30 protein-coding genes, 2 tRNA genes and 3 other RNA genes are annotated in these 25,818 nt (G+C 51.9%); 14 read left to right on the forward strand and 21 right to left on the reverse strand.

The window, feature by feature from the left end:
* Positions 1–49 precede the first annotated feature (49 nt).
* From QRN24_RS17740 to QRN24_RS17755, 4 genes are all read right to left on the reverse strand, one after another.
* Positions 50–187, reverse strand: a non-coding RNA gene (locus QRN24_RS17740) — RtT sRNA.
* A gap of 45 nt (positions 188–232) precedes the next feature.
* Positions 233–320, reverse strand: a tRNA-Ser gene (locus QRN24_RS17745).
* 147 nt (positions 321–467) lie between these two features.
* A complete protein-coding gene (locus tag QRN24_RS17750; RefSeq protein ID WP_032677857.1) occupies positions 468–1,145 on the reverse strand; it encodes an isochorismatase family protein in 678 nt (225 codons plus the stop codon).
* Positions 1,146–1,165: 20 nt separating this feature from the next.
* Positions 1,166–2,026: a pirin family protein gene (locus tag QRN24_RS17755; protein WP_153852255.1), complete on the reverse strand. Its 861-nt coding sequence runs from the start codon at positions 2,024–2,026 to the stop codon at positions 1,166–1,168.
* Positions 2,027–2,135: 109 nt separating this feature from the next.
* On the opposite strand from QRN24_RS17755, the gene QRN24_RS17760 reads away from it, so the two are divergent.
* On the forward strand, positions 2,136–3,041 hold the full coding sequence (locus QRN24_RS17760) for a LysR family transcriptional regulator (protein WP_284942934.1): 906 nt from the start codon (positions 2,136–2,138) through the stop codon (positions 3,039–3,041).
* An 86-nt stretch (positions 3,042–3,127) separates the two neighbouring features.
* Here QRN24_RS17760 and QRN24_RS17765 read toward each other — a convergent pair.
* The 3 genes from QRN24_RS17765 to QRN24_RS17775 all read right to left on the reverse strand — a co-directional run bounded on the left by QRN24_RS17765 (position 3,128) and on the right by QRN24_RS17775 (position 3,579).
* A non-coding RNA gene (locus QRN24_RS17765) (RtT sRNA) lies at positions 3,128–3,265 on the reverse strand.
* Positions 3,266–3,309: 44 nt separating this feature from the next.
* A non-coding RNA gene (locus tag QRN24_RS17770) (RtT sRNA) lies at positions 3,310–3,447 on the reverse strand.
* A 44-nt stretch (positions 3,448–3,491) separates the two neighbouring features.
* Positions 3,492–3,579 (reverse strand) — tRNA-Ser (locus QRN24_RS17775).
* A gap of 232 nt (positions 3,580–3,811) precedes the next feature.
* Here QRN24_RS17775 and ghrA point away from each other — a divergent pair.
* The 4 genes from ghrA to QRN24_RS17795 all read left to right on the forward strand — a co-directional run bounded on the left by ghrA (position 3,812) and on the right by QRN24_RS17795 (position 6,726).
* Positions 3,812–4,750 (forward strand): glyoxylate/hydroxypyruvate reductase GhrA, encoded by a 939-nt coding sequence (gene ghrA, locus QRN24_RS17780; RefSeq protein WP_020884704.1) that lies wholly within the window; start codon positions 3,812–3,814, stop codon positions 4,748–4,750.
* An 84-nt stretch (positions 4,751–4,834) separates the two neighbouring features.
* The gene (locus tag QRN24_RS17785; protein ID WP_014169516.1) at positions 4,835–5,572 is read left to right on the forward strand and encodes a phosphatase; all 738 of its coding nucleotides are present in this window, start codon (positions 4,835–4,837) and stop codon (positions 5,570–5,572) included.
* A 20-nt stretch (positions 5,573–5,592) separates the two neighbouring features.
* On the forward strand, positions 5,593–6,147 hold the full coding sequence (locus tag QRN24_RS17790) for a TorD/DmsD family molecular chaperone (RefSeq protein WP_020884703.1): 555 nt from the start codon (positions 5,593–5,595) through the stop codon (positions 6,145–6,147).
* A gap of 96 nt (positions 6,148–6,243) precedes the next feature.
* Positions 6,244–6,726 (forward strand): DUF1097 domain-containing protein, encoded by a 483-nt coding sequence (locus tag QRN24_RS17795; protein ID WP_143349636.1) that lies wholly within the window; start codon positions 6,244–6,246, stop codon positions 6,724–6,726.
* Positions 6,727–6,769: 43 nt separating this feature from the next.
* Here QRN24_RS17795 and csgG read toward each other — a convergent pair whose 3' ends face one another.
* Genes csgG through csgD form a run of 4 tightly spaced genes read right to left on the reverse strand, consistent with a single transcriptional unit; the run spans position 6,770 to position 9,111 of the window.
* The gene (gene csgG, locus QRN24_RS17800) at positions 6,770–7,603 is read right to left on the reverse strand and encodes a curli production assembly/transport protein CsgG (protein WP_014169519.1); all 834 of its coding nucleotides are present in this window, start codon (positions 7,601–7,603) and stop codon (positions 6,770–6,772) included.
* A gap of 26 nt (positions 7,604–7,629) precedes the next feature.
* Positions 7,630–8,043 (reverse strand): curli production assembly/transport protein CsgF, encoded by a 414-nt coding sequence (gene csgF, locus QRN24_RS17805; RefSeq protein WP_020884701.1) that lies wholly within the window; start codon positions 8,041–8,043, stop codon positions 7,630–7,632.
* Positions 8,044–8,066: 23 nt separating this feature from the next.
* Positions 8,067–8,456, reverse strand: a complete 390-nt coding sequence (gene csgE, locus QRN24_RS17810) for a curli production assembly/transport protein CsgE (RefSeq protein ID WP_020884700.1) — start codon at positions 8,454–8,456, stop codon at positions 8,067–8,069.
* 4 nt (positions 8,457–8,460) lie between these two features.
* Positions 8,461–9,111 carry a biofilm master transcriptional regulator CsgD gene (gene csgD / locus QRN24_RS17815; protein WP_020884699.1) on the reverse strand — a complete coding sequence of 217 codons (651 nt, stop codon included), beginning with the start codon at positions 9,109–9,111 and terminating at the stop codon, positions 8,461–8,463.
* Between the two features lie 766 nt (positions 9,112–9,877).
* On the opposite strand from csgD, the gene csgB reads away from it, so the two are divergent.
* The 5 genes from csgB (at position 9,878) to ymdB (ending at position 12,352) form a co-directional block, all read left to right on the forward strand.
* Entirely contained in the window at positions 9,878–10,333 is a 456-nt protein-coding gene (csgB, locus tag QRN24_RS17820; RefSeq protein WP_020884698.1) for a curli minor subunit CsgB, read from the forward strand.
* A 41-nt stretch (positions 10,334–10,374) separates the two neighbouring features.
* Positions 10,375–10,830 carry a curli major subunit CsgA gene (csgA, locus tag QRN24_RS17825; protein ID WP_014169524.1) on the forward strand — a complete coding sequence of 152 codons (456 nt, stop codon included), beginning with the start codon at positions 10,375–10,377 and terminating at the stop codon, positions 10,828–10,830.
* A gap of 60 nt (positions 10,831–10,890) precedes the next feature.
* Positions 10,891–11,223 (forward strand): curli assembly chaperone CsgC, encoded by a 333-nt coding sequence (gene csgC, locus QRN24_RS17830; RefSeq protein ID WP_014169525.1) that lies wholly within the window; start codon positions 10,891–10,893, stop codon positions 11,221–11,223.
* 159 nt (positions 11,224–11,382) lie between these two features.
* Positions 11,383–11,703 carry a YmdA family protein gene (locus QRN24_RS17835; RefSeq protein ID WP_014169526.1) on the forward strand — a complete coding sequence of 107 codons (321 nt, stop codon included), beginning with the start codon at positions 11,383–11,385 and terminating at the stop codon, positions 11,701–11,703.
* Between the two features lie 106 nt (positions 11,704–11,809).
* Positions 11,810–12,352 (forward strand): O-acetyl-ADP-ribose deacetylase, encoded by a 543-nt coding sequence (gene ymdB / locus QRN24_RS17840; protein ID WP_086532696.1) that lies wholly within the window; start codon positions 11,810–11,812, stop codon positions 12,350–12,352.
* A 34-nt stretch (positions 12,353–12,386) separates the two neighbouring features.
* On the opposite strand, the gene mdoC is transcribed toward ymdB, so the two are convergent.
* Positions 12,387–13,526 carry a glucans biosynthesis protein MdoC gene (gene mdoC, locus QRN24_RS17845; protein ID WP_014169528.1) on the reverse strand — a complete coding sequence of 380 codons (1,140 nt, stop codon included), beginning with the start codon at positions 13,524–13,526 and terminating at the stop codon, positions 12,387–12,389.
* Between the two features lie 255 nt (positions 13,527–13,781).
* Between mdoC and mdoG the strand changes: the two genes are divergently transcribed.
* The 3 genes from mdoG to QRN24_RS17860 all read left to right on the forward strand — a co-directional run bounded on the left by mdoG (position 13,782) and on the right by QRN24_RS17860 (position 18,165).
* On the forward strand, positions 13,782–15,335 hold the full coding sequence (mdoG, locus tag QRN24_RS17850; RefSeq protein ID WP_025204472.1) for a glucans biosynthesis protein MdoG: 1,554 nt from the start codon (positions 13,782–13,784) through the stop codon (positions 15,333–15,335).
* Entirely contained in the window at positions 15,328–17,856 is a 2,529-nt protein-coding gene (gene mdoH, locus QRN24_RS17855) for a glucans biosynthesis glucosyltransferase MdoH (protein WP_032681268.1), read from the forward strand. Before mdoG ends, mdoH begins: the two co-directional genes overlap by 8 nt.
* Positions 17,857–17,937: 81 nt before the next feature.
* A complete protein-coding gene (locus QRN24_RS17860; RefSeq protein ID WP_020884695.1) occupies positions 17,938–18,165 on the forward strand; it encodes a YceK/YidQ family lipoprotein in 228 nt (75 codons plus the stop codon).
* Positions 18,166–18,171: 6 nt separating this feature from the next.
* Here QRN24_RS17860 and QRN24_RS17865 read toward each other — a convergent pair whose 3' ends face one another.
* The 3 genes from QRN24_RS17865 to QRN24_RS17875 all read right to left on the reverse strand — a co-directional run bounded on the left by QRN24_RS17865 (position 18,172) and on the right by QRN24_RS17875 (position 20,928).
* Positions 18,172–18,546: a MysB family protein gene (locus tag QRN24_RS17865; protein WP_086532695.1), complete on the reverse strand. Its 375-nt coding sequence runs from the start codon at positions 18,544–18,546 to the stop codon at positions 18,172–18,174.
* Positions 18,547–18,630: 84 nt separating this feature from the next.
* On the reverse strand, positions 18,631–19,860 hold the full coding sequence (mdtG, locus tag QRN24_RS17870) for a multidrug efflux MFS transporter MdtG (RefSeq protein WP_032681267.1): 1,230 nt from the start codon (positions 19,858–19,860) through the stop codon (positions 18,631–18,633).
* Between the two features lie 141 nt (positions 19,861–20,001).
* On the reverse strand, positions 20,002–20,928 hold the full coding sequence (locus QRN24_RS17875) for a Kdo(2)-lipid IV(A) acyltransferase (protein ID WP_014169534.1): 927 nt from the start codon (positions 20,926–20,928) through the stop codon (positions 20,002–20,004).
* A gap of 222 nt (positions 20,929–21,150) precedes the next feature.
* Here QRN24_RS17875 and trhO point away from each other — a divergent pair, with 222 nt between their 5' ends.
* The gene (gene trhO / locus QRN24_RS17880) at positions 21,151–22,200 is read left to right on the forward strand and encodes an oxygen-dependent tRNA uridine(34) hydroxylase TrhO (RefSeq protein ID WP_032677865.1); all 1,050 of its coding nucleotides are present in this window, start codon (positions 21,151–21,153) and stop codon (positions 22,198–22,200) included.
* A 41-nt stretch (positions 22,201–22,241) separates the two neighbouring features.
* Here the strand turns inward: trhO and QRN24_RS17885 are convergent, their stop codons facing one another.
* From QRN24_RS17885 to dinI, 6 genes are all read right to left on the reverse strand, one after another.
* A complete protein-coding gene (locus QRN24_RS17885) occupies positions 22,242–22,820 on the reverse strand; it encodes a YceI family protein (RefSeq protein WP_284942935.1) in 579 nt (192 codons plus the stop codon).
* Between the two features lies 1 nt (position 22,821).
* Entirely contained in the window at positions 22,822–23,388 is a 567-nt protein-coding gene (locus tag QRN24_RS17890) for a cytochrome b (protein WP_032670551.1), read from the reverse strand.
* Between the two features lie 228 nt (positions 23,389–23,616).
* Entirely contained in the window at positions 23,617–23,730 is a 114-nt protein-coding gene (locus QRN24_RS17895) for a DUF2770 family protein (RefSeq protein WP_032670549.1), read from the reverse strand.
* 59 nt (positions 23,731–23,789) lie between these two features.
* The gene (solA, locus tag QRN24_RS17900; protein ID WP_020884688.1) at positions 23,790–24,908 is read right to left on the reverse strand and encodes an N-methyl-L-tryptophan oxidase; all 1,119 of its coding nucleotides are present in this window, start codon (positions 24,906–24,908) and stop codon (positions 23,790–23,792) included.
* Positions 24,909–25,024: 116 nt separating this feature from the next.
* Positions 25,025–25,279 carry a biofilm formation regulator BssS gene (gene bssS / locus QRN24_RS17905; RefSeq protein ID WP_008500827.1) on the reverse strand — a complete coding sequence of 85 codons (255 nt, stop codon included), beginning with the start codon at positions 25,277–25,279 and terminating at the stop codon, positions 25,025–25,027.
* A 273-nt stretch (positions 25,280–25,552) separates the two neighbouring features.
* Positions 25,553–25,798, reverse strand: coding sequence for a DNA damage-inducible protein I (gene dinI, locus QRN24_RS17910; protein WP_020884687.1), 246 nt, complete (start codon positions 25,796–25,798; stop codon positions 25,553–25,555).
* Between the last annotated feature and the right edge of the window lie 20 nt (positions 25,799–25,818).

Genomic DNA, 25,818 nt, shown 5'->3' on the forward strand with positions numbered 1-25,818 from the left:
ATATAAAAGAAAAAAGCCCGTACTTTCGTACGAGCTCTTATCTTAAATATGGCGGTGAGGGGGGGATTGACTCGCTTCGCTCACCCTGCGGGCAGCCTGTTCGCTGCGCGCTCAGTCTGTCCAACTGGCTGTCGCCAGTTGTCGAACCCTGGTCGGGGATTCTCATCCCCCCCTGTCCGGGGAATATAAAAGAAAAAAGCCCGTACTTTCGTACGAGCTCTTATCTTAAATATGGCGGTGAGGGGGGGATTCGAACCCCCGATACGTTGCCGTATACACACTTTCCAGGCGTGCTCCTTCAGCCACTCGGACACCTCACCATATTGTTTTGCTGCCTGACCGCTTGGGGGGCAACGGGGCGCTACTATAGGGAGTTGCGCTAAAACGGTCAAGCAGATTTTCTGCTTTAGTGCTTGTTCGGTTAAGCAATAATCAGCTCCACGTCATTTTGACCGTGGAGCCGGTGATTAACGCTGTGAATCGAGCACTTCGCTGTTTTTGACCACCTCTTGTGCTCTGGTATAGCTTTCGATCAGCAGCTGATAGGCAGGGAAGATATGGGTATACACTTCAGCCCACTCGGCTGCATCTTCCCGGTTCCATGTCCGCTGGATCTCAGAGGCAACCGCCGCGGTATCCATTGGTACCACCCCGGCCTGGACCACGCGCGCCAGGGTGATCTCCTGAGCCATTTTGCTGTAGGTGCCGGAGGCATCAATAACCGCAAACACTTTATAACCCTCCGCGACTGCGCTAATAGAGGGAAACGCCATGCAGACGCTGGTGATGGTGCCGGCAATGATCAACGTTTTGCGCCCGGTGGCTTTCACCGCAGCCACAAACTCCGGGTTATCCCAGGCGTTGATCTCACCTTTACGTGGAACGTATTGCGCATGTGGCGCATTAGTGTGGATCTCCGGGATAAGGGGGCCATTCGGTCCCTGTGGAACAGAAGCGGTGGTGATCACCGGGATCTTCGCCAGGGTAGCGATTTTTGCCAGCGCCGCAGCACGTGCGCGCAACTCTGGCATTGGCATATCCCCCACGGTCTGGAAAAGTCCGCTCTGGTGATCGATAAGCAACATCACCGCATCGTTTACATCAATAACCGGGCGTGAGCCGTTAAAATTTGCAGGTGCAGACATCTTCTTCTCCTTTATTACCATCAGATCTGGCCGAAGCGGCCGGAGTTGAAATCACGAATGGCTTCCGCGATTTCGGTTTTACTGTTCATCACAAACGGCCCATAGCCCACGATGGGTTCATTCAGCGGCTCGCCGGCCATCAGCAGGACTTTGGCATCGAGGCTCGCTTCCAGATGGAGTGTGTCGCCTTGCTGGCTTAATACAACCAACTGTGCCTCGCCTGCCTGGGCTGTTCCGTTCACCGTAATGGTGCCTTCCATCACAACCAGCGCCGTGCTCCAGCCCTCCGGCTGACTGAGCGTGAGATGGCTACCCTGATTGAGTGCGATGTCCCAGACGTTTAGCGGCGAAAAGGTGTGTGCGGGGCCAGCAACATCCTCGTAGCGACCTGCGATAACCCGCAGCGAGCCGCTGTTATCCGGCAGCGTGACCACAGGGATATCCGCCTTAGTGATGCTCTGGTAGCCCGGCGTCGCCATTTTGTCTTTGGCAGGCAGGTTGACCCACAGCTGCATCATTTTCAGTTCGCCGCCTTTCTGCGAGAACGCGCTGGAGTGGAACTCCTCGTGCAAAATGCCAGCGCCCGCCGTCATCCATTGCACGTCCCCGGGGCCTATTACGCCGCCTCTGCCGGTGGAATCGCGATGTTCAACTTCGCCGGAATAGACGAGGGTGACCGTTTCGAAACCCCGGTGCGGATGCTCGCCGACGCCGCGCTTTGCCCCATCCGCCGGGAAGGTGTATGGCCCGGCATAATCCAGCAGTAAAAACGGGCTGAGCGGCTCGCCGTGTGTCTGGTAAGAAAACATTGAACGTACCGGGAAACCATCACCAACCCAGTGTTGACGGGGAGCGGTATACACGCCTGTTACGTTTTTCATGATGAACTCCTGAAGCGTTGTTGATGTAATTAGCTTATATTCAGCGTTAATATCCCGGTAGATAGTGAAAATGGCATTCACTGTTCTAAAAATAGAACGATGAGGATTTATGCAGGATCTCAATGACTTCGTCTGGTTTGTGAAGGTGGTCGACTACGGTGGTTTTGCTGCCGCGGGGCGTGCGCTCGATTTGCCGAAGTCCCGGCTAAGCCGCCGGATAGCTCAGCTGGAAGAGCGGCTTGGCGTACGGTTAATACATCGCACAACGCGGCTGTTTACGGTGACAGAAGTTGGCCAGACCTTCTATCAGCACTGTAAAGCGATGATGGTGGAAGCAGAAGCTGCTGAGGAGGCGGTGGCCGCGTTGCAGGCTGAGCCGCGCGGTATTGTCAGGATCACCTGCCCGATAACATTGTTGCATGTCCATGTTGGCCCGATGCTGGCGAGATTTATGGCGCGCTATCCAGGGATCGCGCTGCAGCTTGAGGCAACCAACCGGCGGGTAGACCTGGTGGGGGAGGGGATTGATGTCGCGATCCGTGTGCGCCCGCGTCCGTTCGATGACAGCGATCTGGTGTTAAGGGTACTGGCTGACCGGGGACATTGCCTGGTCGCTGGACCGGCGTTGATTCAGCGGATGGGTAAACCGTTGGTGCCCTCTGAACTCAGTGCCTGGCCTGGATTAAGCACGAACGAGGGTAAACACATCCATAAATGGGAACTGAGCGGTCCCGAAGGGGCGAAGGCGGAAATCCATTACCATCCTCGCCTGATCACTACCGATATGCTGGCGCTGCGTGAAGCGGCTATAGCGGGTATCGGCGTGGTGCAGTTGCCGATATTGATGGTGAAAGATCAGCTTGCGTCAGGGGACCTCATTCGCGTACTTGATGCCTGGGAGCCACGACGTGAGGTGATTCATGCTGTGTATCCTTCAAGACGCGGGTTACTCCCGTCTGTCAGGGCACTGGTGGATTTTCTTACCGAAGAGTATGCGCGGATGGTGGAAGATTAATCTTTCGAGAGAGGGGCTCAGGGCGCACTGGCGGAGAATATAAAAGAAAAAAGCCCGTACTTTCGTACGAGCTCTCATCTTGAATATGGCGGTGAGAGGGGGATTGACTCGCTTCGCTCGCCCTGCGGGCAGCCTGTTCGCTGCGCGCTCAGTCTGTCCAACTGGCTGTCGCCAGTTGTCGAACCCCGGTCGGGGATTCTCATCCCCCCTGTCCGGGGAATATAAATGAAAAAAGCCCGTACTTTCGTACGAGCTCTTATCTTGAATATGGCGGTGAGGGAGGGATTGACTCGCTTCGCTCGCCCTGCGGGCAGCCTGTTCGCTGCGCGCTCAGTCTGTCCAGCTGGCTGTCGCCCGTTGTCGAACCCCGGTCGGGGATTCTCATCCCCCCTGTCCGGGGAATATAAAAGAAAAAAGCCCGTACTTTCGTACGAACTCTCATCTTGAATATGGCGGTGAGGGGGGGATTCGAACCCCCGATACGTTGCCGTATACACACTTTCCAGGCGTGCTCCTTCAGCCACTCGGACACCTCACCATATTGTCATCCCGTTGTTGCCGGGACGGGCGCTAATGTAAGGAAAAGCCGAACTGGCGTCAACTCACTTTTTCAGTAAATCAGCGCATTTAGACAAACTTCAGTCAACATGGCTTTTAAATGTGCTGAAAGCGCCTTTTTTATCAACAACGCGGTGGCGGGAAAAATTTGTTATGCTGGCAATCCAGTTGAAAATGAACACAAAACAGCGCAATAAAAGGCAGGAATGACTATGGATATAATCTTCTATCACCCCACTTTTGATACTGCTTACTGGATTAAGGCACTTTCGGCGGCATTGCCCGGGGCGCGCGTGCGTGAGTGGAAACGTGGTGATAACGAACATGCTGACTACGCGCTGGTCTGGCATCCGCCGGTAGAAATGCTCCAGGGCCGTAAACTGAAGGCCGTTTTTGCACTGGGCGCCGGCGTGGATTCGATTCTGAGCAAACTGAAAGCACACCCTGAAATGCTGCCGGAAGAGATCCCTCTTTTCCGTCTGGAAGATACCGGCATGGGCCAGCAAATGCAGGAGTATGCCGTCAGCCAGGTGCTGCACTGGTTCCGCCGCTTCGACGACTATCAGGCACTAAAACAGCAATCCCACTGGGAGCCGCTGCCTGATTATCAGCGCGAAGATTTTACCATTGGTATCCTCGGGGCTGGCGTGCTCGGCTCAAAAGTCGCTGAAGCACTTGCCCCGTGGGGCTTCCCACTGCGTTGCTGGAGCCGTAGCCGCAAGGATTATCCGGGCGTAGAAAGTTTTGCCGGCGCTGATGAGCTTCCTGCGTTCCTGAACGGTACGCGCGTGCTCATCAACCTGCTGCCAAATACGGCCGAAACGGTGGGGATTATCAATGGTGCACTGCTAAATCAACTGGCTGACCAGAGTTACGTAATGAACCTGGCGCGCGGGGTACACCTTGTTGAGTCCGATCTGCTGCAGGCGCTGAACAGCGGAAAACTGAAAGGGGCGATGCTGGATGTGTACAGCCGCGAGCCGTTACCGGCCGAAAGCCCGCTGTGGGCACATCCGCGTGTGGCGATGACGCCGCACATTGCAGCGGTCACGCGTCCGGCGGAAGCTGTGGCCTATATTACCCACACCATCAGTGAGATGGAGCAGGGCCATCCGGTAACCGGACAGGTCGACAGACAGCGCGGCTACTGAGTGAAACCCGGCGTTAGCCGGGTTTTTGCTAATATTCGCTGCAGATAACTGCTATCCTTTGGAAAAACCGCAGAGGAGAGAAAGATGTATCCCGTTGACCTGCATATGCACACCGTCGCCAGTACCCACGCGTATAGCAACCTCCATGATTATATCGCGCAAGCGAAACGCAAGGGCATTACGCTTTTTGCGATTACCGATCACGGCCCGGACATGGCAGATGCGCCGCACTACTGGCATTTTGTGAATATGCGGATCTGGCCACGTCTGGTGGACGGTATTGGGATACTGCGCGGTATCGAGGCAAACATTAAAAATACAGACGGTGAAATCGACTGCACCGGACCGATGCTGACCTCTCTGGATCTGATCCTTGCCGGTTTCCACGAGCCGGTTTTCGCGCCGCAGGATAAAGAGACGAACACCCGAGCGATGATTGCTGCTATAGCCAGCGGCAACGTGCACATTATTTCTCATCCGGGTAATCCTAAATACCCGATTGATATCGAGGCTGTTGCCCAGGCGGCAGCGAAACACCGCGTGGCGCTGGAGATCAATAACTCTTCTTTTGTTCACTCGCGTAAGGGCAGTGAAGCAAACTGTCGCGCCGTTGCAGCTGCAGTACGGGATGCCGGCGGCATGGTGGCGCTGGGTTCCGATTCCCATACCGCGTTTACGCTGGGTGATTTTAGTGAATGCCTGAAAATACTGAATGACGTGGATTTCCCGGAAGACAGGATCCTTAACGTTACCCCACGCCGCATGCTTGATTTCCTCGAGTCACGCGGAATGGATCCGATTGATGAATTTGCCGATCTTTAATTGTGTAATGGAATAAAAAAATGAATGAGTTTTCCATCCTTTGCCGCGTGCTGGGTACGCTGTTCTATCGTCAGCCGCAAGACCCGCTGCTGGTTCCACTCTTTACCCTGATTCGTGAAGGGAAACTGGCGCAAAACTGGCCGCTGGAACAGGATGAGTTGCTGGAGCGTCTGCAAAAAAGTTGCGATATGCAGCAGATTTCAACGGATTACAACGCACTGTTTATTGGCGACGAATGCCGCGTTTCGCCGTACCGTTCAGCCTGGCAGGAAGGGGCGACGGAAGCGGAAGTGCGCGCGTTTCTCTCTGAACGCGGAATGCCGCTGACGGATACCCCTGCGGACCATATCGGAACGTTGCTGCTGGCTGCATCCTGGATTGAAGATCACGCCGCTGATGATGAGAACGAGGCTATCGAAACGCTCTTCGAAGCGTATCTGCTGCCGTGGTGCGGTACTTTCCTCGGCAAAGTTGAAGCACATGCGACCTCGCCGTTCTGGAGAACGCTGGCTCCGCTGACCCGCGACGCCATTGCGGCAATGTGGGATGAGCTGGAAGAAGAGGATGAAGAGTGATTTAGTTCACATAAATTCTGCAATCATACATTTCATCTTGCACGGAATGTGCATCTGATCTCATTTCCATGGTGCGCTTCTGCTAAGATGCGCACCATGAACATTTTACTTTGTATCGCATTAACGACAGGCATTCTCTCCGGACTATGGGGATGGGTGGCGGTCTCTCTCGGGTTGCTCAGCTGGGCCGGGTTTCTGGGCTGTACGGCCTACTTTGCCTGCCCGCAGGGCGGCGTAAAAGGGCTTTTCATCTCTGGCTGTACCCTGATGAGCGGTGTTATCTGGGCACTCGTGATTATGAAGGGCAGCGCGCTGGCCCCGCATCTGGAGATGCTGGGCTATATCATGACCGGCGTAGTCGCGTTTTTGATGTGTATCCAGGCAAAGCATATGCTGCTGTCGTTTGTACCCGGTACCTTTATGGGCGCATGCGCGACGTTTGCAGGGCAGGGGGACTGGGCGCTGGTGCTTCCCTCGCTAATGCTGGGGTTGGTGTTTGGCTATGCCATGAAGAACAGCGGCCTCTGGCTGGCCGCTAGACGGGATAAAGCGCAAAACATCACTGCGGTAAGCGAATAAAAAAAGGCGAGATGATGATCTCGCCTTTTTTATGCGCTTCCTGTCAGGATTCCGGAGGCACCGACATATCGCGGTATTTAACCAGTATCGGGTTTTGCGCCTCTGCTTTGTTCTGCAGGTCCCACAATCCACGATCGATACCATCATTAATCAGGAAGATTACTCCGGTTTCTATGGCTGACATCAGACACATCATGACCGGTTCGTTAGAGGTATACCCGATTTCACCCTCCAGCAAACGCTGGTAATCGATGAAGCGGAAAACCCCGGCCTGCACTTCATAAGAAAGAATGGTTTTGCTGGTCGTTACCGAAGAGAGCACTTCGCCCGTGCTGACGTTGACGACACGCAGGTTTACGGCGATTTGGTCGAGCTGATATTGCGTATCAGCACCGATACCAAAGTAACGCGCGCCCACACCACCCGATTTAACGTTGCTTTCATAACCAATAATCGATCCCTCGATCATGACGTTCGCCGCGGCCAGTGATTCCAGCGGCATGCGGTTATTATTCGCGACGGTGCCATTTTCCTGCGCAGCGCGAATAATTTTCCGTTCATTTAACAGGTTCTGCAGACCCTGACGTTCCAGAGGAATAAACCAGTGCGAATCCTTCAGGGCGGTCACCAGCATGGCGGTGGCGCTCTGTGGCACTGCCGTAGAGAAGTTACTTGCCGGATAAGGTTTAAATTGTCCCGTTTCATCCTGAATGTTGTAAACCGAGACAAATATTTTACCGGTCGGCGCAGGTAAATGTGTTAAATCACGATAGCTTTGAGCCCGAGGCATTAATGTTGGTTTTGCAGCTTCTTTAGGTGGAGCAGTTAAACAACCGCTCAATAAGCACACTGCAACAAATATCAGGAAGCGCTGCATGATCGTTGTCCTTATTTCGTTGTTGTTTAAAAGTTCGTTGAATCACTTTGTAGACCGGAAACCTGAATGGTGGAGGTTTTCCCGGTTTTTCGATCGGTAACGTTCAACTGGAGTTGTCCGTCCTTGTTGGCGATGTCGACAATGAAGTCGTTGGTCACCATTCGGCCGGGTTTGCCGGTATTAATGTTGGTCAGCAACCCTCCCAAAATCTGCGACTGGATAGCCTGCGTGAAGTTGTCCAGTGCCGATGGGGTATCGACGCTAAAATCCTTAAAGCTGGGATCCTTATAGGAGTTTTGCGCCTGGGCTTCGTTCAACAGAAACGCCCCATTATTGGGATTACCGCCAAAGTTAGGGTTACGGAACTGGAACGTCATATTTCCGGCCCAGCTTATAGGGGTTATTAGCATTATCGAAACAACTGCATATGCAATACGCATGACAGCCTCCGGATATAGGTTCGCTAGAATTCGTCTTTTGCTAAATCGCTGGTGCTTAATAGCGCTTTATCAATTTGCAGGCGATTAATAGCATCTTCTGATTGAGCCAGTGCTAAGGCTACGTTTTTATCGAAGTCTATTTTCGTGGGGAATAAAAATGTTTGATAAATAACGTCCTGATTAGCCGTTATTGTTATCCAACTTCCCCATCGTGCACTGGGCCGCTCGTTGATTGTTATATTTCCAGTAAATGTACTGTCCCATTTGTCACTGAATGCACGATAAAAATTGTGCCCGACCGAGGAGACAGTGTGGTCTGTTAACAATCCGGGAACTTCGACCTCGACGGCCCGTACGTTCCCGGCAGCGAGCATGAAACTCGCTGCGGCGATCCAACTCAACGTGCGTTTCATTTGATTAACGCCTGAGGTTATCGTTTGCCCATGAAACAGCCTGAGTTCGGTTCTTAACAGCTATCTTCTTGAAAAGATTATAAAGGTGCGTCTTTACCGTATTTTCGCTGATAAATAACGAACGGGCGATTTCAATATTTGAAGCACCAATGCGCAATTTGTTCAGGATCTCTTTCTCACGGTGCGTTAGCAGCGCTGACTCTGAACTGTTATAGCGGTAATTTCCGGAGTGCGTGATGAGGTAGCTGGCAAGTTTTTGCGAAAAATAACACTCGCCGCGCAATATACCCTGCAGACCTTCGACCAGCCGATCTTCTTCTTCCGTGATATAGAACACACCATTGATATGCGGCCAGCTTTCAATATCTCTGAAGGGATACTCATCAGGGGTATTCAATAATAACACGCGGATGTTATTGTTTTTCCTGCTTAAATTATCTTGCCAGTAATGGATAAGCTTTTTATCCGCTTCCATCATATCAATCAGAATGATACTGCCAGGTGCAATATCATCAAAAGAACGTTGAATATTATGTAATTTCCCGTGCAGAGACAGCGATTGCTTTAAATGTTGTAATAAAGCGGTCGCTTGCAACGAAGGTTTTGTGATCAACAGTAACGTATGACCATGTAAACTTTGGACTTCATTATACATGATGAAACCCCACTTTTTTATGACACCTGACAGCGGTCCTCCAGATAAAAAAGAGGACCCCAGAAGTACTGACAGATGTTGCACTGCTGTGTGAAGAAAAAAACCATAACCTCCAGCAGGAGGTAAATATAAAACAAATTTCGTACATCTGATTTCAATCTAGCTATTACTAACTTTAAAGCAAGTGTTAAACGTGTAACAGGATGTAAAAATCAATATTAATTTGTGAAAATGGACTCTTTTAAATGTTGTGGAATGATAAGAAAGTTGTACATGTAAATAACCCTGCACAGATTTTAAAAATCATACAAATATTTATAATTATTTGATTTTTATGAATATTAATTATTTATTTCTTCCCGTAAAGAGGTATGAGTCACAGAGATTTTCTAAGTCCTGGAATGAAAGGTGCTGCGTCTTAAGAAAACAGGTCTCGTGTCACGTGTTGTGTAAAATGTCCTCCTGGCGTTTCGTTTAGCGTCCGTTGCATGGGGGCTTTACCCCTCTCGTCCCGCTGCACAATCGATTATTAAGAAAAGCTTAATAGAAAAATAAGAACCCCGGTCTATAACGTTTTTTTGCATGGAATTACTACTTTGAGGTGACGTCATAAATAAAAATAAGCCACGCGGGTGAGATATTTAAAATGTTTCGGCAGACATACTCATCACCGTAACGACGCGTTAACAAATTACGAGTCGTTCTAACACGAAGTCACAGTAACAAGGTTATGGCGTTATCAAATAGCCAGGTCCAGGGTGACAACATGAAAAATACATCGTTATTTATGATGTTTACATTACTGGGTGCGCCTGGATTTGTAATCGCGGCTGATTCAGATTTGGCTAACGCTGAATATAACTTCACGGTTAATGAATTAAGTCGTTCATCATTAAATCAGGCAGCCATTATTGGTCAGCAGGGCATGTTAAATGATGCTCAGGTTCGCCAGGACGGGTCAAAATTATTGTCCATTGTTTCTCAGGATGGAGCAGGCAACAGAGCGAGAGTTGATCAATCAGGGACTTATAATATTGCCTGGATCGATCAGAGCGGTAGCGCGAATGATGCAGGTATTACGCAAGATGGATATGGTAATAGTGCGAAAATTATCCAAAAAGGGTCGGGTAATAGAGCAAATATTACGCAGTACGGTACGCAGAAAACCGCAGTTGTAGTGCAGAGACAGTCGCAAATGGCGATTCGCGTTATTCAGCGTTAGTTATTTAGCGGCGACTTTAATCAATCCGATGGGGGTTTACCATGAAATTTATCAAAGTGGCAGCAATTGCAGCAATCGTAGTTTCTGGTAGTGCTATGGCCGGTAGTATTAATCAAGGCGGTTGGGGTAACGGGCATGGCCACGGTGGTCATGACAGTGGTCCAAATTCAACGCTGAGCATTTACCAGTACGGTGGCGGTAACTCGGCTCTCGCTTTGCAAACCAGTGCGAGAAATTCCACACTGACCATTAATCAGAGTGGCGGCGGTAACGGTGCTGACGTTGGCCAGGGCTCTGATGACAGCTCGATTAGTCTGACTCAGAATGGTTTCGGTAACAGCGCAACGCTTGACCAGTGGAATGGTAACCACTCGGTGATGAACGTTAGCCAGTACGGTGGTGGCAACGGTGCTGCTGTTGATCAAACCGCATCCGGATCCACAGTGACTGTTCAGCAGGTTGGTTTTGGCAACCACGCGACTGCACATCAGTATTAATTTCCAGTCTGTGCTACAAAAAAACAGGGCATTTGCCCTGTTTTTTTTCGGGAGTTCATCATGAATACCTTAATTCTCCTCGCGGCGCTTTCCAGTCAGATCACGTTTAAAACATCGCAACAGGGAAATATGACCACCATTATTCCGCAGGTTATTCTGACGGAACCGTGTGAATGTCAGGTGCAGATTGTCTCTTTGCGCCAGGGGCAGGGGGGGCAAAGTTCTTCACGGCAACAAAACACACTTTTTATTCCCGCTAATCAGACGATTGATTTAATGCGGCTGAGTTTAAATATAGATTCCGGAGACAAAGTGAACATTACTGTCACTGTCTCTGACGGGAAATCGCTTCATTTATCACAGCAATGGTCCCCGGCGGGAAGTGCGCTCTAATGATTATGAAATCAAGACGTTGTGGATATGGCGGGCGTGCGCGGTTGAGCTATGCTGTTATTAGGAACGGTGCAGTGCTGTTCCATAACGTGATGCTTTGTTTGCCCTAACGGAGCGCGTTTACCCCTCAAGGACGACTTTCATTGAGGAGTACATATAGTGACCAAATATTTAGCCCGACGGGTTTATGGTTTAGGTTTGATCCTCTCTGCATTTATTACTCCCGCTTTTTCAGCCACGATTGTCGACGGTGGTGTGATTCATTTTCGCGGCGCTATTGTCGCAGACCCCTGCGTGGTCACACCGCATCATGACGCGTTTGCAATGACATGCCCGGATAATAATCGGATGCAAACGCGCAGGGTCAGCTATGAAGATGTACTTAACGGTCAGGTCAACGATTCCAGCCTCGCAACTCTCAGCATGAAGTACCTTAATCCCGAAAAAACGCTCGCGGTTGTTCAAATTCAGTATCGTTAATTCTCGCTCTTCCGCTCCCCGGCGGAAGAGGTTTTTCCCCGATAGTTTTTTATCCATACCTCCTCTGCGATACACTTAAGAAAAAGGCGGGTAGCAGAGGGTACGTATGAAACCGCAAATTGAAGTCATTCATGGCGATATTACGACGATGCACGTCGACGTGATCGTTAATGCGGCCAATCCATCACTGATGGGCGGGGGCGGTGTTGACGGCGCAATCCACCGGGCTGCAGGACCGCAGCTCCTTGAGGCCTGTAAAGCTGTGCGTCAGCAGCAGGGTGAATGTCCTCCGGGTCATGCGGTGATTACCCTCGCGGGAGATCTTCCTGCCAAAGCGGTGATTCACGCTGTGGGGCCTGTATGGCATGGCGGCGATCGGCATGAGGCGAGTCTTCTGGAGGAGGCGTACCGCAACTGCCTGCGCCTGGCAGCGGATAACGGCTATAAGACGATGGCTTTTCCGGCTATCAGCACTGGGGTATACGGATATCCAAAACCTGCCGCTGCCACGATCGCGGTAGAGACCGTTTACCGATACCTCTCCCTCAAGCCGATGCCTGAGAAGGTGATTTTTGTCTGTTTCGACGAAGAAACCACGCACCTTTATCAGCGGCTTCTCACGCAGCGTGGACAGGACGTAGAGAGCTAAAACAAACGCGGCGCACTGAGTGCGCCGCGTTTGTTTATGAGGCTTTAGCCTGCGGTTTTCCTGAAAAGAGGAAACGCAGGAGCGGGATCCGCAGATGGATTTCATAGAGCACGATGGCAATCCCAATCACAAAGACCAGTCCGGTAAAGAAACCCAGCGTGTTGGACGCAATATGTGGCGTGATATAAGCGCCGAAGAACAGCGTCAGCGGGTGGTGCACCAGGTAAATAAACAGTGAAGCATTGACGAAGTAGGTTACGCGGCTGGACTTAAAGTTCAGCAAGCGGTGTCCCAGCGCGAAGACCACATTCACCATCCACAGGCCCAGCAGCATGGTGATCACGCTTTCTGTTTCATACATCCAGCCATCGCCGCTGCCATAGCGCTGATTTAACAGATAGGCCGCAAACGCGATAGCGGCACCCAGGGCGCACCATGGCGACGGGGTGGTAAACAGCGATTTAAGTTTGGGATGAATAAATGCCAGCGCACCGGCTAAAAAGAAGGGGATGTAAAACAGCGACTGCATCACGACGAAATTGAACAGCCCGTCACTCAGTATCGGCGGATACACGATAAACAGCGTGCGTCTCACGGCCGCATAGGCGATCCCCAGCAGCAAAAAGAGCAGAGACAGTTTACCCAGCGTAATGTTGGCGAAGAAGGTATCGGCCTGGGTACTCAGGCGATGGCGCAGGCGGCTGAAAATGACCAGGCTGACCGTGGTGAGCACCACCAGGACCAGCAGGAACCACAGGTGAGACACCAGTTCCCAGACCAGGGTATTGTACTTTTCATACAGCGTCAGATTTGGCCAGTTCTCCGCCTTGCCTTTGACGTACTGCAACATAATAAACTGCGGCAACGTCAGCAGGGGAATGGCGGTCAACATCGGAATGCCCACACGCTCCACGCGCACTTTCCACCAGCGTTTTACCGGGTAGCGTAAGAACAGCATGTAGGAGAAATAGCCGGATATGACAAAAAACACCTGCATACGAAAGGCATGGATAAAGTCATTAAACAGCGTGAGCCACCAGGAGGGCATCTGGCTATTCACATGCCAGGTGTGGCTGGAGTAAATCAGTGAAATGTGAAAGGGGATCCCCAACAGCATCAGCCATGCCCGGATCGAGTCGAGGAAATATTCACGTTCTACAGGTGTTGAGCTCATATAACTTTGTGCATTCTCAGACTTTTCGCCTTATCCCTAAGACTCATAATGGTTACATTCGAAGCCAACCCTACACCAAGACCGACACCCTGTCTCCAGGATAAGCACGCAAAGTGAAAAGCGGGTTCTTTCATTTGCTTAATCCATGAGCCAGCGAGCTGAACAAAGCAGTGATAATGTTGTCGGATTGCCTGAGTTTCCATTAAAATGGATCGGATCGATATAAGCACACAAAGGGGGAAGTGCTTACTTATTATGAAACATAAACCACAGATGATGAAAATGCGTTGGTTGGGTGCTGCAGTGGTGTTATCTCTGTATACCTCATCGGCACTGGCCTTTAACATCGACGATGTCGCAAAACAGGCAAAATCGATGGCAGGCAAGAGCTACGAAGCGCCAAAAAGTAACTTGCCCTCCGTTTTCCGCGACATGAAGTATGCGGACTATCAGCAGATCCAGTTCAACCATGACAAAGCGTACTGGAACAACATTAAAACCCCGTTCAAGCTTGAGTTTTATCATCAGGGAATGTACTTCGACACGCCTGTTGCCATTAATGAAGTGACGGCGACCGCGGTACGTAAAATCAAGTACAGCCCGGATTACTTCAATTTTGGCAATGTTCAGCACGATAAAGATACGGTTAAAGACCTGGGCTTCGCTGGCTTCAAGGTGCTTTACCCGATCAACAGCAAAGATAAAAACGACGAAATCGTCAGCATGCTCGGTGCCAGCTACTTCCGCGTGATCGGGGCAGGGCAGGTGTACGGGCTTTCTGCGCGTGGCCTCGCCATTGATACCGCGCTGCCATCAGGTGAAGAGTTCCCGCGTTTCCGCGAGTTCTGGATTGAACGTCCAAAACCTACCGACAAACGCCTGACTATTTATGCACTGCTGGATTCCCCGCGTGCGACCGGTGCTTATCGCTTTGTGATTATGCCTGGCCGTGACACGGTCGTTGACGTGCAGTCCAAAGTTTACCTGCGCGATAAAGTCGGCAAACTGGGCGTTGCACCGCTGACCAGTATGTTCCTGTTTGGGCCGAATCAGCCGTCACCGGCGACGAACTTCCGCCCGGAACTGCACGATTCCAACGGTCTTTCTATTCATGCAGGTAATGGTGAGTGGATCTGGCGTCCGCTGAATAACCCGAAACATCTGGCTGTCAGCAGTTTTGCGATGGAAAACCCGCAAGGTTTCGGCCTCCTGCAGCGTGGCCGTCAGTTCTCCCGATTTGAAGATCTGGATGACCGCTATGACCTGCGCCCAAGCGCCTGGGTCACGCCGAAAGGTGACTGGGGTAAAGGTAAGGTTGAGCTGGTTGAAATTCCAACCAATGACGAAACCAACGATAACATCGTTGCTTACTGGACGCCGGATCAGCTGCCGGAAGCCGGTAAAGAGATGAACTTCAAATACACCATTACCTTTAGCCGCGACGAAGACAAACTGCATGCGCCGGATAACGCGTACGTCATGCAGACTCGCCGTTCTACGGGTGATGTGAAGCAGTCTAACCTGATCCGTCAGCCTGATGGCACCGTGGCCTTTGTTGTGGACTTCGCGGGCCAGGATATGAAAAAACTGTCCCCGGATACTGCCGTTGCGGCTCAGGCCAGCATCGGTGATAACGGTGAAATCGTTGAGAACACCGTACGCTATAACCCGGTAACGAAAGGCTGGCGTCTGACGCTGCGCGTGAAAGTGAAAGATCCGAAACAGACCACTGAAATGCGTGCTGCGCTGGTCAGTAACGATCAGCCGCTGAGTGAAACCTGGAGCTATCAGCTACCTGCCAATGAATAATACATCTGAATATATTGATGCCATGCCGCTGACGGACATTGAAAAAGCGGCGCTGCCTAAAAGCGACATCCGCGCGGTGCATACCGCGCTGGATGGCGAACATCGTCCGTTTTCCCGTGACGATGATACGCCGCTGGGGTCAGTAAAGGCGCGTCTGGAGCAGGCATGGCCAGACTCGCTGGCAGAAGGGCAGTTGATTAAAGACGACGAAGGACGCGATCAGCTTCAGGCAATGCCGAAAGCCACGCGTTCCTCAATGTTCCCTGACCCGTGGCGCACCAACCCGGTTGGCCGCTTCTGGGATCGCCTGCGTGGGCGTGATGTTACGCCGCGCTATCTGTCGCGCCTGACGAAAGAAGAGCAGGCCTCCGAACAGAAATGGCGTACCGTGGGGACCATTCGTCGTTACATTCTGCTGTTACTGACGCTGGCGCAGACCGTGGTCGCCACCTGGTACATGAAAACCATTCTGCCTTACCAGGGCTGGGCACTTATCAACCCTGCAGACATGATGGGCCAGGATATCTGGGTCTCCTTCATGCAGCTGCTGCCGTATATCCTGCAGAGCGGCATTCTTCTGCTGTTTGCCGTTCTCTTCTGCTGGGTGTCAGCCGGTTTCTGGACCGCGCTGATGGGCTTCCTGCAGCTGCTGATGGGGCGGGACAAATACAGCATTTCAGCCTCAACGGTCGGGGATGAACCCCTTAATCCTGAGCACCGTACGGCGCTGATCATGCCTATCTGTAACGAAGACGTTGACCGCGTATTTGCGGGTCTGCGTGCGACCTGGGAGTCCGTAAAGGCAACCGGTAACGCGGCGCATTTTGACGTCTATATCCTGAGTGACAGCTACAACCCGGACATCTGCGTTGCCGAGCAAAAAGCCTGGATGGAACTGATCGCGGAAGTGCAGGGTGAAGGCCAGATCTTCTACCGCCGTCGTCGTCGTCGTGTGAAGCGTAAAAGCGGAAACATCGATGACTTCTGCCGTCGCTGGGGGAATCAGTACAGCTACATGGTCGTGCTGGATGCTGACTCCGTAATGAGCGGCGACTGCCTGAGCGGTCTGGTGCGTCTGATGGAAGCCAACCCGAATGCGGGGATTATCCAGTCTTCGCCAAAAGCGTCCGGTATGGACACGCTTTATGCGCGCTGCCAGCAGTTTGCAACCCGCGTCTACGGGCCGCTCTTTACCGCTGGTCTGCACTTCTGGCAACTGGGTGAGTCTCACTACTGGGGTCACAACGCCATTATCCGCGTGAAGCCGTTCATTGAGCACTGTGCGCTGGCTCCGCTGCCGGGTGAAGGTTCGTTTGCGGGGTCTATTCTGTCGCACGACTTCGTGGAAGCGGCGTTGATGCGTCGTGCTGGCTGGGGCGTCTGGATCGCCTACGACCTGCCGGGATCTTACGAAGAGCTGCCGCCGAACCTGCTGGATGAGCTCAAGCGTGACCGCCGCTGGTGTCACGGTAACCTGATGAACTTCCGCCTGTTCCTCGTAAAAGGGATGCACCCGGTTCACCGTGCTGTGTTCTTGACTGGCGTAATGTCTTATCTCTCCGCACCGCTGTGGTTTATGTTCCTTGCGCTCTCTACTGCGCTACAGGTGGTGCATGCTCTGACGGAACCGCAATACTTCCTGCAACCGCGCCAGCTGTTCCCGGTGTGGCCGCAGTGGCGTCCGGAGCTGGCGATTGCGCTGTTTGCCTCCACCATGGTGCTGCTGTTCCTGCCTAAGCTGCTCAGTATCATTCTGATCTGGTGCAAAGGCTCGAAAGAGTACGGTGGTTTCTGCCGCGTGACGCTCTCGCTTCTGCTGGAAGTGCTGTTCTCGGTGCTGCTGGCGCCGGTGCGTATGCTGTTCCATACCGTGTTTGTGGTCAGCGCGTTCCTCGGCTGGGAAGTGGTCTGGAATTCACCGCAGCGTGATGATGACTCCACGCCGTGGGGGGAAGCCTTCATGCGTCATGGCTCGCAGCTGCTGCTGGGTCTGGTATGGGCGGCAGGTATGGCCTGGCTGGATCTGCGCTTCCTGTTCTGGCTGGCACCGATTGTCTTCTCGCTGATCCTGTCACCGTTTGTGTCAGTGATTTCGAGCCGTTCAACGGTGGGGCTGCGTACCAAACGCTGGAAACTGTTCCTGATCCCGGAAGAGTATTCGCCGCCACAGGTGCTGGTGGATACCGACACGTATCTGGAGCAGAACCGCAAACGTTCGCTGGAAGATGGTTTTATGCACGCGGTGTTTAACCCGTCATTTAACGCTCTGGCGACGGCCATGGCGACAGCGCGTCACCGTGCAAGCCAGGTACTTGAGATTGCCCGCGATCGTCACGTTGAGCAGGCGCTGAATGATACGCCGGAAAAACTCAACCGCGACCGTCGTCTGGTGCTGTTGAGCGATCCGGTTACGATGGCACGCCTTCACTACCGTGTGTGGTCTGCGCCGGAAAAATACTCTTCGTGGGTCAGCCACTATAAAGAGATTAAAATTAATCCACTCGCGCTGAAGGCGAAGTAAGCCTTCTGTGCCCGGCGGCGTTATGCTACCCGGCAAATAAAAATACCGGCTGAAAAGCCGGTATTTTTTTAGAGGTCATTGATGAAAATAATCCTCGCCGTGATGATGGCGTGTTTACTCAGCGGCTGTGGCAGCATCATCAGCCGCACCATTCCAGGGCAAGGCCACGGTAATCAGTACTACCCCGGGGTAAAATGGGATGTACGTGACTCAGCGTGGCGCTATCTCACCGTGCTCGATTTACCGTTTTCACTGGTATTCGATACGCTATTGCTGCCGATCGACGCTCAGCACGGCCCTTATGAATAGGGGAAATTAACGCTCATCCCACTCATCGGCTGCGGTCTGTCCTTCTTCCGTATCCAGCGGCGGCTCGAGCTGAAATTCGCCCTCATCCCACTCGTGCAGGGTGTTTTCTTCAAGCCATTCCTGCCGTAGTTCGATTTCGTCATAGTCGCCATCAAAGACGGCCTGCGCACCTTCTCCGCTCAGGACCGGCAAACATTCTCCTTCCTCGCCATCATCAGCAAAGAATTCGGCCTGCCACATAATATCCCCGTCCTGCAGAACGTATTTCTGGATATTAAGTTGTTGCACGTCAGCATTTTCTTCATCAACGCCAGGATTATCGGCGAGGAACTCTTCACGAGCGGCATCAATAGCTTCTTCCAGTGTGGCGTACATGGTCATTGGTGTCTCCCTGTTTTCCTGAAGGTTTCAGGGAAAGAATAGCTGAATATCGGGTTCTGCAAGTATGAATGCAAAAATAAGCTGTCACGCGTTTGTCTTATTAACGACCGGTCGTAAAGCCCTCGATAAACTGAACCACGAATAAATCGCATTAAACAACACCACGCCCGCGGTGACGATAAACACGGCGCGGAAACCAAAACTGGCGGAAATCCCGGCACCGACCAGCGGTCCGGTGACGTTGCCGATATCGCGAAATGACTGGTTATAGCTAAAAATGCGGCCGGCTATCTGGTTCGTTGAGTTGTAAACCAGCAGGGTCTGAACCGCAGGCAGTAACGCGCCGTCTGCCGCTCCCAGTAAGAAACGCAGCAAGCCAAGTTGCCACGGCGCTTGTACCATCGACATCGGAATGAGGAGCAGAACGGAAATCACCAGGGCGCATATCAGGATTTTTTCCGGGCCCACGCGGTCCCCCAGTTTTCCCAGCCTCGGGGCGCTGAGCAGCGCCGCCACGCCGGGCACCGACGCGATAAGCCCGCTAATAAATGCAATATTACTGACGTCACCGGCCAGATCGCGAACGTAGAGCGTCAGAATAGGGGCAATCGACCCGGTTGCTACCTGAATAATCAGGGTCGTGACGAACAGGCTTAGCACCAGCCTGGGGTTTTTAAGCGAGGTCAGCACATCCCGTGCGTGGAGCATCTCTTTTCGGGGGACCGGGGTGAAACGTTCACGGATACAGAGCAGCGTGACGATAAAGCAGAGAAAAAGGACGCTGGCAGTAATGAAAAAGACCGGACGCAGGCCGTAGTTATCCGCCAGCAGTCCGCCTGCCAGCGGTCCCAGCAATGCGCCGCTCACGCCACCGGTGGAGAGCGTTCCGAGCGCCCAGCCGCTTTTGTGTCGCGGAATTTGGGTGGCGATGAGCGCATTTGCGTTAGGAATAAAGCCCCCCAGCAGCCCCAGTAACGCGCGCAAAATCAGAAATTGCCAGACGTTCTGCGCAAGGCCCATCAGCGCCATGATGATGGCCATCCCCAGTGCCGAACGCAGCAGCATGATCTTTCGTCCTTTGCGATCGGCAAGGCCACCCCAGAAGGGCGAAGCAATCGCGGAAAAGAGAAAGGTGATACTGAAGACCAGGCCAGACCACATATTGAGCGCACTGTGACCGGTGACGCCAAGTTGTTCAACGTAAAGCGGCAGGAAGGGCATCACCAGGCTAAACGCCGCACCGGTGAGAAAACAGCCAAGCCACGCAACCGTGAGGTTACGCTTCCAGTTTATGGGGGCATCTGAGGGTGACATAACAATCCGCATAATGAGGTGCAGAGCACCATAGGCCTGAAGTAATAAGCCTGCTAAGTATGCGCCTGGGTTATGATCGCTGCAATGCGGAGGCGCTTTTAAAGCTAAATGAGCGTGCGGCCCTGATGGCCGCACGGAAAATTAATAGCGCGACGGCATACCCTCTGGCCGCGTTTTGAAGCGACGATGGAGCCACATATACTGCTCCGGCGCGAGCATGATGCATTTCTCAACCACTCTGTTCATCCAGCGAGCGGTCGTTTCCGCATCGTCCAGCGGCGGCGCGAGTTCCGGCTCGAGCATCATTAACTCGTAGCCTGAGCCATCCGGCTTGCGACGCGGGACAAACGGGACGATCGCGGCTTTGGACATTTTCGCCAGCATCCAGGTACCGGTGGTTGTGGCCGCCTCTTCAACGGCGAAGAACGGGACAAATACGCTGGATTGCGGGCCATAATCGTGGTCAGGGGCATACCAGATCACTTCACCTGATTTCAGCGCGCGGATCATCCCCTTCAGGTCTTTACGGTCGATCATACTTTTATTGGAGCGCATACGACCATTGGTCTGGATTAAATCGATCACCGGGTTATCGTTAGGGCGATAAACACCAATACCGGGTGCCTGCATGCCAAACATACGCGCACCGATCTCCAGCGTCAGAAAATGCACGCCAATCAGCAGTACGCCTGTCTTATTGGCCTGAAGCGTATGCACAGGCTCCATACCCGTCCCAGTGACTTCACTCCAGCGGGCCATCCGTTTGTCTGGCCAGAACCACGCCATACCGGTTTCCATCAGCCCCATGCCAACGGATTCGAAATTCCTGGTAACCATCTCATGACGTTCCGCCTCGCTCATCTGCGGGAAGCACAGCTCAAGGTTGCGGTAGGCAATCCTGGCGCGGCGTTTCATGAATTTTTGACCAATACGGCCCACACATTTGCCCACACGGAAAATCACAGGGTAAGGGAGTTGGACCATCAGCCATAAAAAACCAATGCCAAGCCAGGTCAACCAATAGCGGGGATGCAAAAGGGCGACAGTAAATTTCGGTAACTGGGTCATGTCTTTCCTGTGTTCTAACGTCCTGTTTAGCTATTGTCTCATTTTTTGAGGCGTAGCCAAAATGTCTGTCTTCGAAACGTGTACGAATGCAGCAATTGATAAGTCTGACTAACTAGGGTGTGTGAAATGTAGCGTAAATTGTGTGGATGTAAATTGTCATTGTTTGCTATATGATGCCGACCGATTTTTCATTCTCTCTAACGATTGCAGGACTTGTACACCATGCCAGTGTTACACAACCGCGTTTCGAATGAGATGTTAAAGGCGCGTATGTTGGCTGAAACCGAACCGCGCACGACAATCTCATTCTACAAATACTTCACCATCAACGATCCACAAGCGACCCGCGATGCGCTTTATCAGGCCTTCACGACGCTGAATGTTTTCGGTCGCGTCTATCTTGCCCGTGAAGGCATCAATGCCCAGATCAGCGTACCGGAAAGCAAAGTAAACGCCTTCCGCGACCTGCTTTACGGGTTCGATCCGGCTCTCAACGGTGTACGCCTGAACATTGCCCTGGATGATGACGGTAAATCATTCTGGGTACTGCGCATGAAAGTGCGTGAACGCATTGTCGCGGACGGTATTGACGATCCGGCGTTTAACGCCGCTGATGTCGGGGAATACCTGAAAGCGGCGGAAGTGAATGCGATGCTGGACGATCCGGATGCGGTGTTCATCGATATGCGTAACCACTATGAGTATGAAGTGGGGCATTTCGAAAACGCGATGGAAATTCCGGCTGATACCTTCCGCGAGCAACTGCCAAAAGCGGTTGAGATGATGCAGGAACATAAAGATAAAAAGATCGTGATGTACTGTACCGGTGGGATCCGCTGTGAGAAGGCCAGCGCCTGGATGAAGCACAACGGGTTTAATAAGGTTTGGCACATTGAAGGCGGCATTATAGAGTACGCCCGCCGTGCCCGTGAGCAGGGTTTACCGGTGCGTTTTATCGGTAAGAACTTTGTCTTTGACGAACGAATGGGCGAGCGTATTTCAGAGGATGTGATTGCCCACTGTCACCAGTGCGGTACGCCGTGTGATACCCATACCAACTGCAAAAATGACGGATGTCATTTGCTGTTTATTCAGTGTCCGACCTGTGCCGAGAAATTTAACGGATGCTGCAGCGAACTGTGCAGTGAAGAGAGTATGCTGCCGGAAGAGGAGCAGCGCCGTCGTCGTGCAGGACGGGAAAACGGTAACAAGATTTTTAATAAATCCCGTGGCCGTCTGAACACCAAACTGGGTATTCCCGACCCTGAATAAGGCTGATGCCCGGCAGTGTGAAAGCCTGCCGGGCGTCGTTATTATGACTTCTGCTGAACGCCTTCAACGGAAATAATCAGTTCGACATCCTGAGAAGCCGGGCCCAAATCGGTAGTAATATTAAAGTCTTTCAGGTGAATTTTACCTGCGGCTTCAAATCCGGCACGTTTACCCCCCCACGGATCGTCACCCTGGCCCATTAATTTTGCATTCAGCGTAACCGGTTTTGTCACGCCGTTGAGCGTCAGGTTGCCGGTAATATCCAGCTTATCGCCATCTTTTTTCACTTCCGTGGAGGTGAAGGTAGCCTGTGGGAATTTAGACACGTTCAGGAATTCCGCACTGCGCAAATGTTTATCGCGTTCTGCATGATTGGTGTCGACACTGTTGGTATTAATGGTCACGTTGACTTTATCGGCGGCAGGATTTTTTTCGTCAAAGCTGAATGTGCCGTCAAAATCATTAAAGGTGCCATACAGCCAGCTATACCCGAGATGCTGAATACGGAAATTGACGAAAGCATGTTGGCCCTCTTTATCAATTTTATAGCCAGCAGCAACGGCTGAGCCGGTGGTAAATAACAGAGAACCCAGTGCGATACCCAGCAGGTGTTTTTTCATTTTAAGCTCCAGAGTCAACTGACGAGCGGCCAAGCATGCGCTTTAGCGTATCGTCTTTATCGATGAAATGATGTTTAAGGGCGGCAAGCCCGTGCAGCACGGACAGGATAACCACGCTCCATGCCAGCCAGAGGTGAATCACCCCGGCAATATCGGCCTGTGATCCCGCATCGGCAAGCGTTGCCGGGACATCAAAAATGCCAAAAACGCTTATTGGCTTACCCTCTGCTGTCGAGATGAGATAGCCGCTGATCAGAAGAGCGAAGAGCAGCGCATAAAGCGTAATATGCGCGGCAACAGCGCTGATACGGGTAAATTTACTGTGGGTCTTTGGCGCGGCAGGCGGCGGTGAAATGTGTCGCCAGATCACGCGAATAACCAGCCCCATCATCAGCAGCACGCCGATACTCTTATGCAGCTCCGGGGCCTGGTGATACCAGCCATCGTAATAGCTGAGCGTCACCATCCAGAGGCCAAGTCCGAACATGGCATAGACCGCAATAGCAAATATCCAGTGCAAGCTTATGGATATTATTCCATAGCGCCGGGAGGTGTTACGCAATTGCATCAGGATTACCATTATCAAATAAACAGAGCAGTAAAAATGAACGGGAAGGAATGATATTGCAACTGAAATAAGTCGATATTGATTTTTATTTTATTTATTTCAGCGGTTTTGAAAATGATCCGCAAAGGTAATTCAATGTCTTCGTGCAAGACTTAACAAAGGGCTAATTGAGGAATTGTTCTAACTTAAGTAAATATAAAGTAATGTCAATAAATGTCAGGCAGGCTTTCAGTAAAATACAATGTAAATAAAATCAATGATGGCCAGCAGCGCCCACAATAAGATATAGAGCATCAAATGCTCACGAATATTATTGATGAGAAAACCCACAACTTTGCGCATAGCGCCCCGCAAACCGTAACAAAAAGACGGGCTCCGGAACGTCCGAAGCCCGTGGTGGATTATCCGTTAAAACGTGAAAGAGAGAAGGGCGTCAGATCAAACTGCGGTGTAATACCCTGGGCAAACTGCGCGGCAATTTCACCCAGCACCGACGCGAACTTAAAGCCGTGACCGCTCAGACCGGTGATGAGCAATGTGTTCTCATGCCCGGGCAGCGTATCGATAATAAAGTCTTCGTCCGGGGTGTTGTCGTAGGTGCATGCCGCGCCATAGAGTAAGCCACCGACGCCCGGCAGAATATTTCGCAGGAACGAGAAGGCTTCAGAGCCATCCTGTGGGTAGGCGCCAAACGGTTTACGTTCTTCAGGAGAGGAGATAATTTGTCCCCCATTGTGTTTCCCGATTTTGAGCGCGTCTTTATCCGAAGGGAAGCCGTAGAACTGATCGCCGTTGGGTAACTCGCCGGTGAACGCCGGGAATTTATTCTGCGTACTGTAACGGCCATCAGACTGGAACCAGGAGAAGACCTTGCGCACCGGCTGTACGGGCAGGTCTGGCAGCAGACGGGTTACCCAGGTACCTGCACTGATGAGCAATCGGGAGGCCGTGTACTCTCCGTCCAGGGTTGTCACCGTGACGCCGTCAGCGTCATGTTTAATGGCCTCGACCGGGCAATTGAAAAGCTGGGCGCAGCCTGCTTTCGCGGCCAGCGCTATCCAGGTTTTTATTGCTGTTTCGCAATGCAACACCCCAGAATGGGCTTCAAAGAGACCAACATAATCGTCCGGGACGGTGATTTCCGGCCAGCGTGACATGATCCCCGCCGCGTCGAGCTTCTCAACGTCCAGGTTGAATGTCTTCGCGCTGCGTTCGACGCTGGCGAGAAAATCAGAGCGGGCAGGACCAAGGTTAATGATACCCGTGCGTTCGAAAATGCGTTCCTCAGTCTGTTTAGCCAGTTCGTCCCAGAGCGCTTGCGCGCGAAGTACCAGCGGGACATAGCGCTCGCCTTCACCATAGGCGTGACGAATGAGGCGAGTATCGCCATGATGGCTTCCCTCTGAATGAGGGGGAAGATGGGCATCTATCATCAGAACCTTGAGGCCAGCCTGGGTGGCATAATATCCGGCGGCAGAACCAACGGAGCCGCTACCAATAATAATCAGATCATATTTCATGGGCATCTCTTAAACTAACGCTTTGTTAGCAGAGTAATTAACATCGGGGGCTTATACAAGGGAGAAATAAATAAGGCACCCCAAGGGTGCCTGTAGAGTGAAAAGTGGGCTAAACGCTAATGCCGTTTATACTCATTTTCCTGGTAGTCGCCAGATTCTATTTTTGCGATGCCTGCTTCCAAAATAGAAATAAACTGACGGGCGACGTCTGTCGTAAGCCACAGCGTCTGTCCAACTTCCGCTTCTTCACGGTTCAGCTGATTTGGGGTCTGGTAGTGCAAACGCAGCATCAGTGCATCGTAGCTGTCTACGGTACTGATATCCCAGCCAACGAGTGGATGGGTCTGGATGACTTCGCTATTCTTTTCCATTATAACCCCCATAATGCGTGTTAGAAGACAACGACTTCGAGGTTCAATGCATGTTTTTCTGAAGCAACTTCAGTATACAAGTAATAAGGGTTCCTAAGGGAAAAATAAACAGCTAGCAACACATTTTTCTGCTTTTTAGGATTGTTCGAACAATAAAACACCATGTTGTTCACGATTTTTAAAGAAGTTGCCGAATTAATTTGAACTTTCTGGATTTTCAGGCGAAAAAAAAGCCGGGGCGACCCGGCAAAAAAACACAATGAGGGAGCAGTGTTAATCTGTGATGAACCAGTCGTCGGCGCTTTCCCACGTTTCCTGCAGGATTTCGGTGATACGCGCTTTATCTTCTTTCGCGCCGCCAATGACGGAGAGGTTGTTTGCGGCCGCGTAACGCACCGTTACGGCACCATCGTTTTCGGGAAAGGTGTTGTTAATACGACGGGATAATTCGCCTGCAAGTGCATCAAGCGCGCCGGCAGGCAGAACAGTAGTTTTGGCTATGGTGACTTCAATACGCATAAATGCCCCCTGTGTAATAT

The sequence above is a fragment of the Enterobacter sp. MEB024 genome (genome assembly GCF_030209635.1).
In the GTDB taxonomy this organism is placed as follows: domain Bacteria; phylum Pseudomonadota; class Gammaproteobacteria; order Enterobacterales; family Enterobacteriaceae; genus Enterobacter; species Enterobacter ludwigii.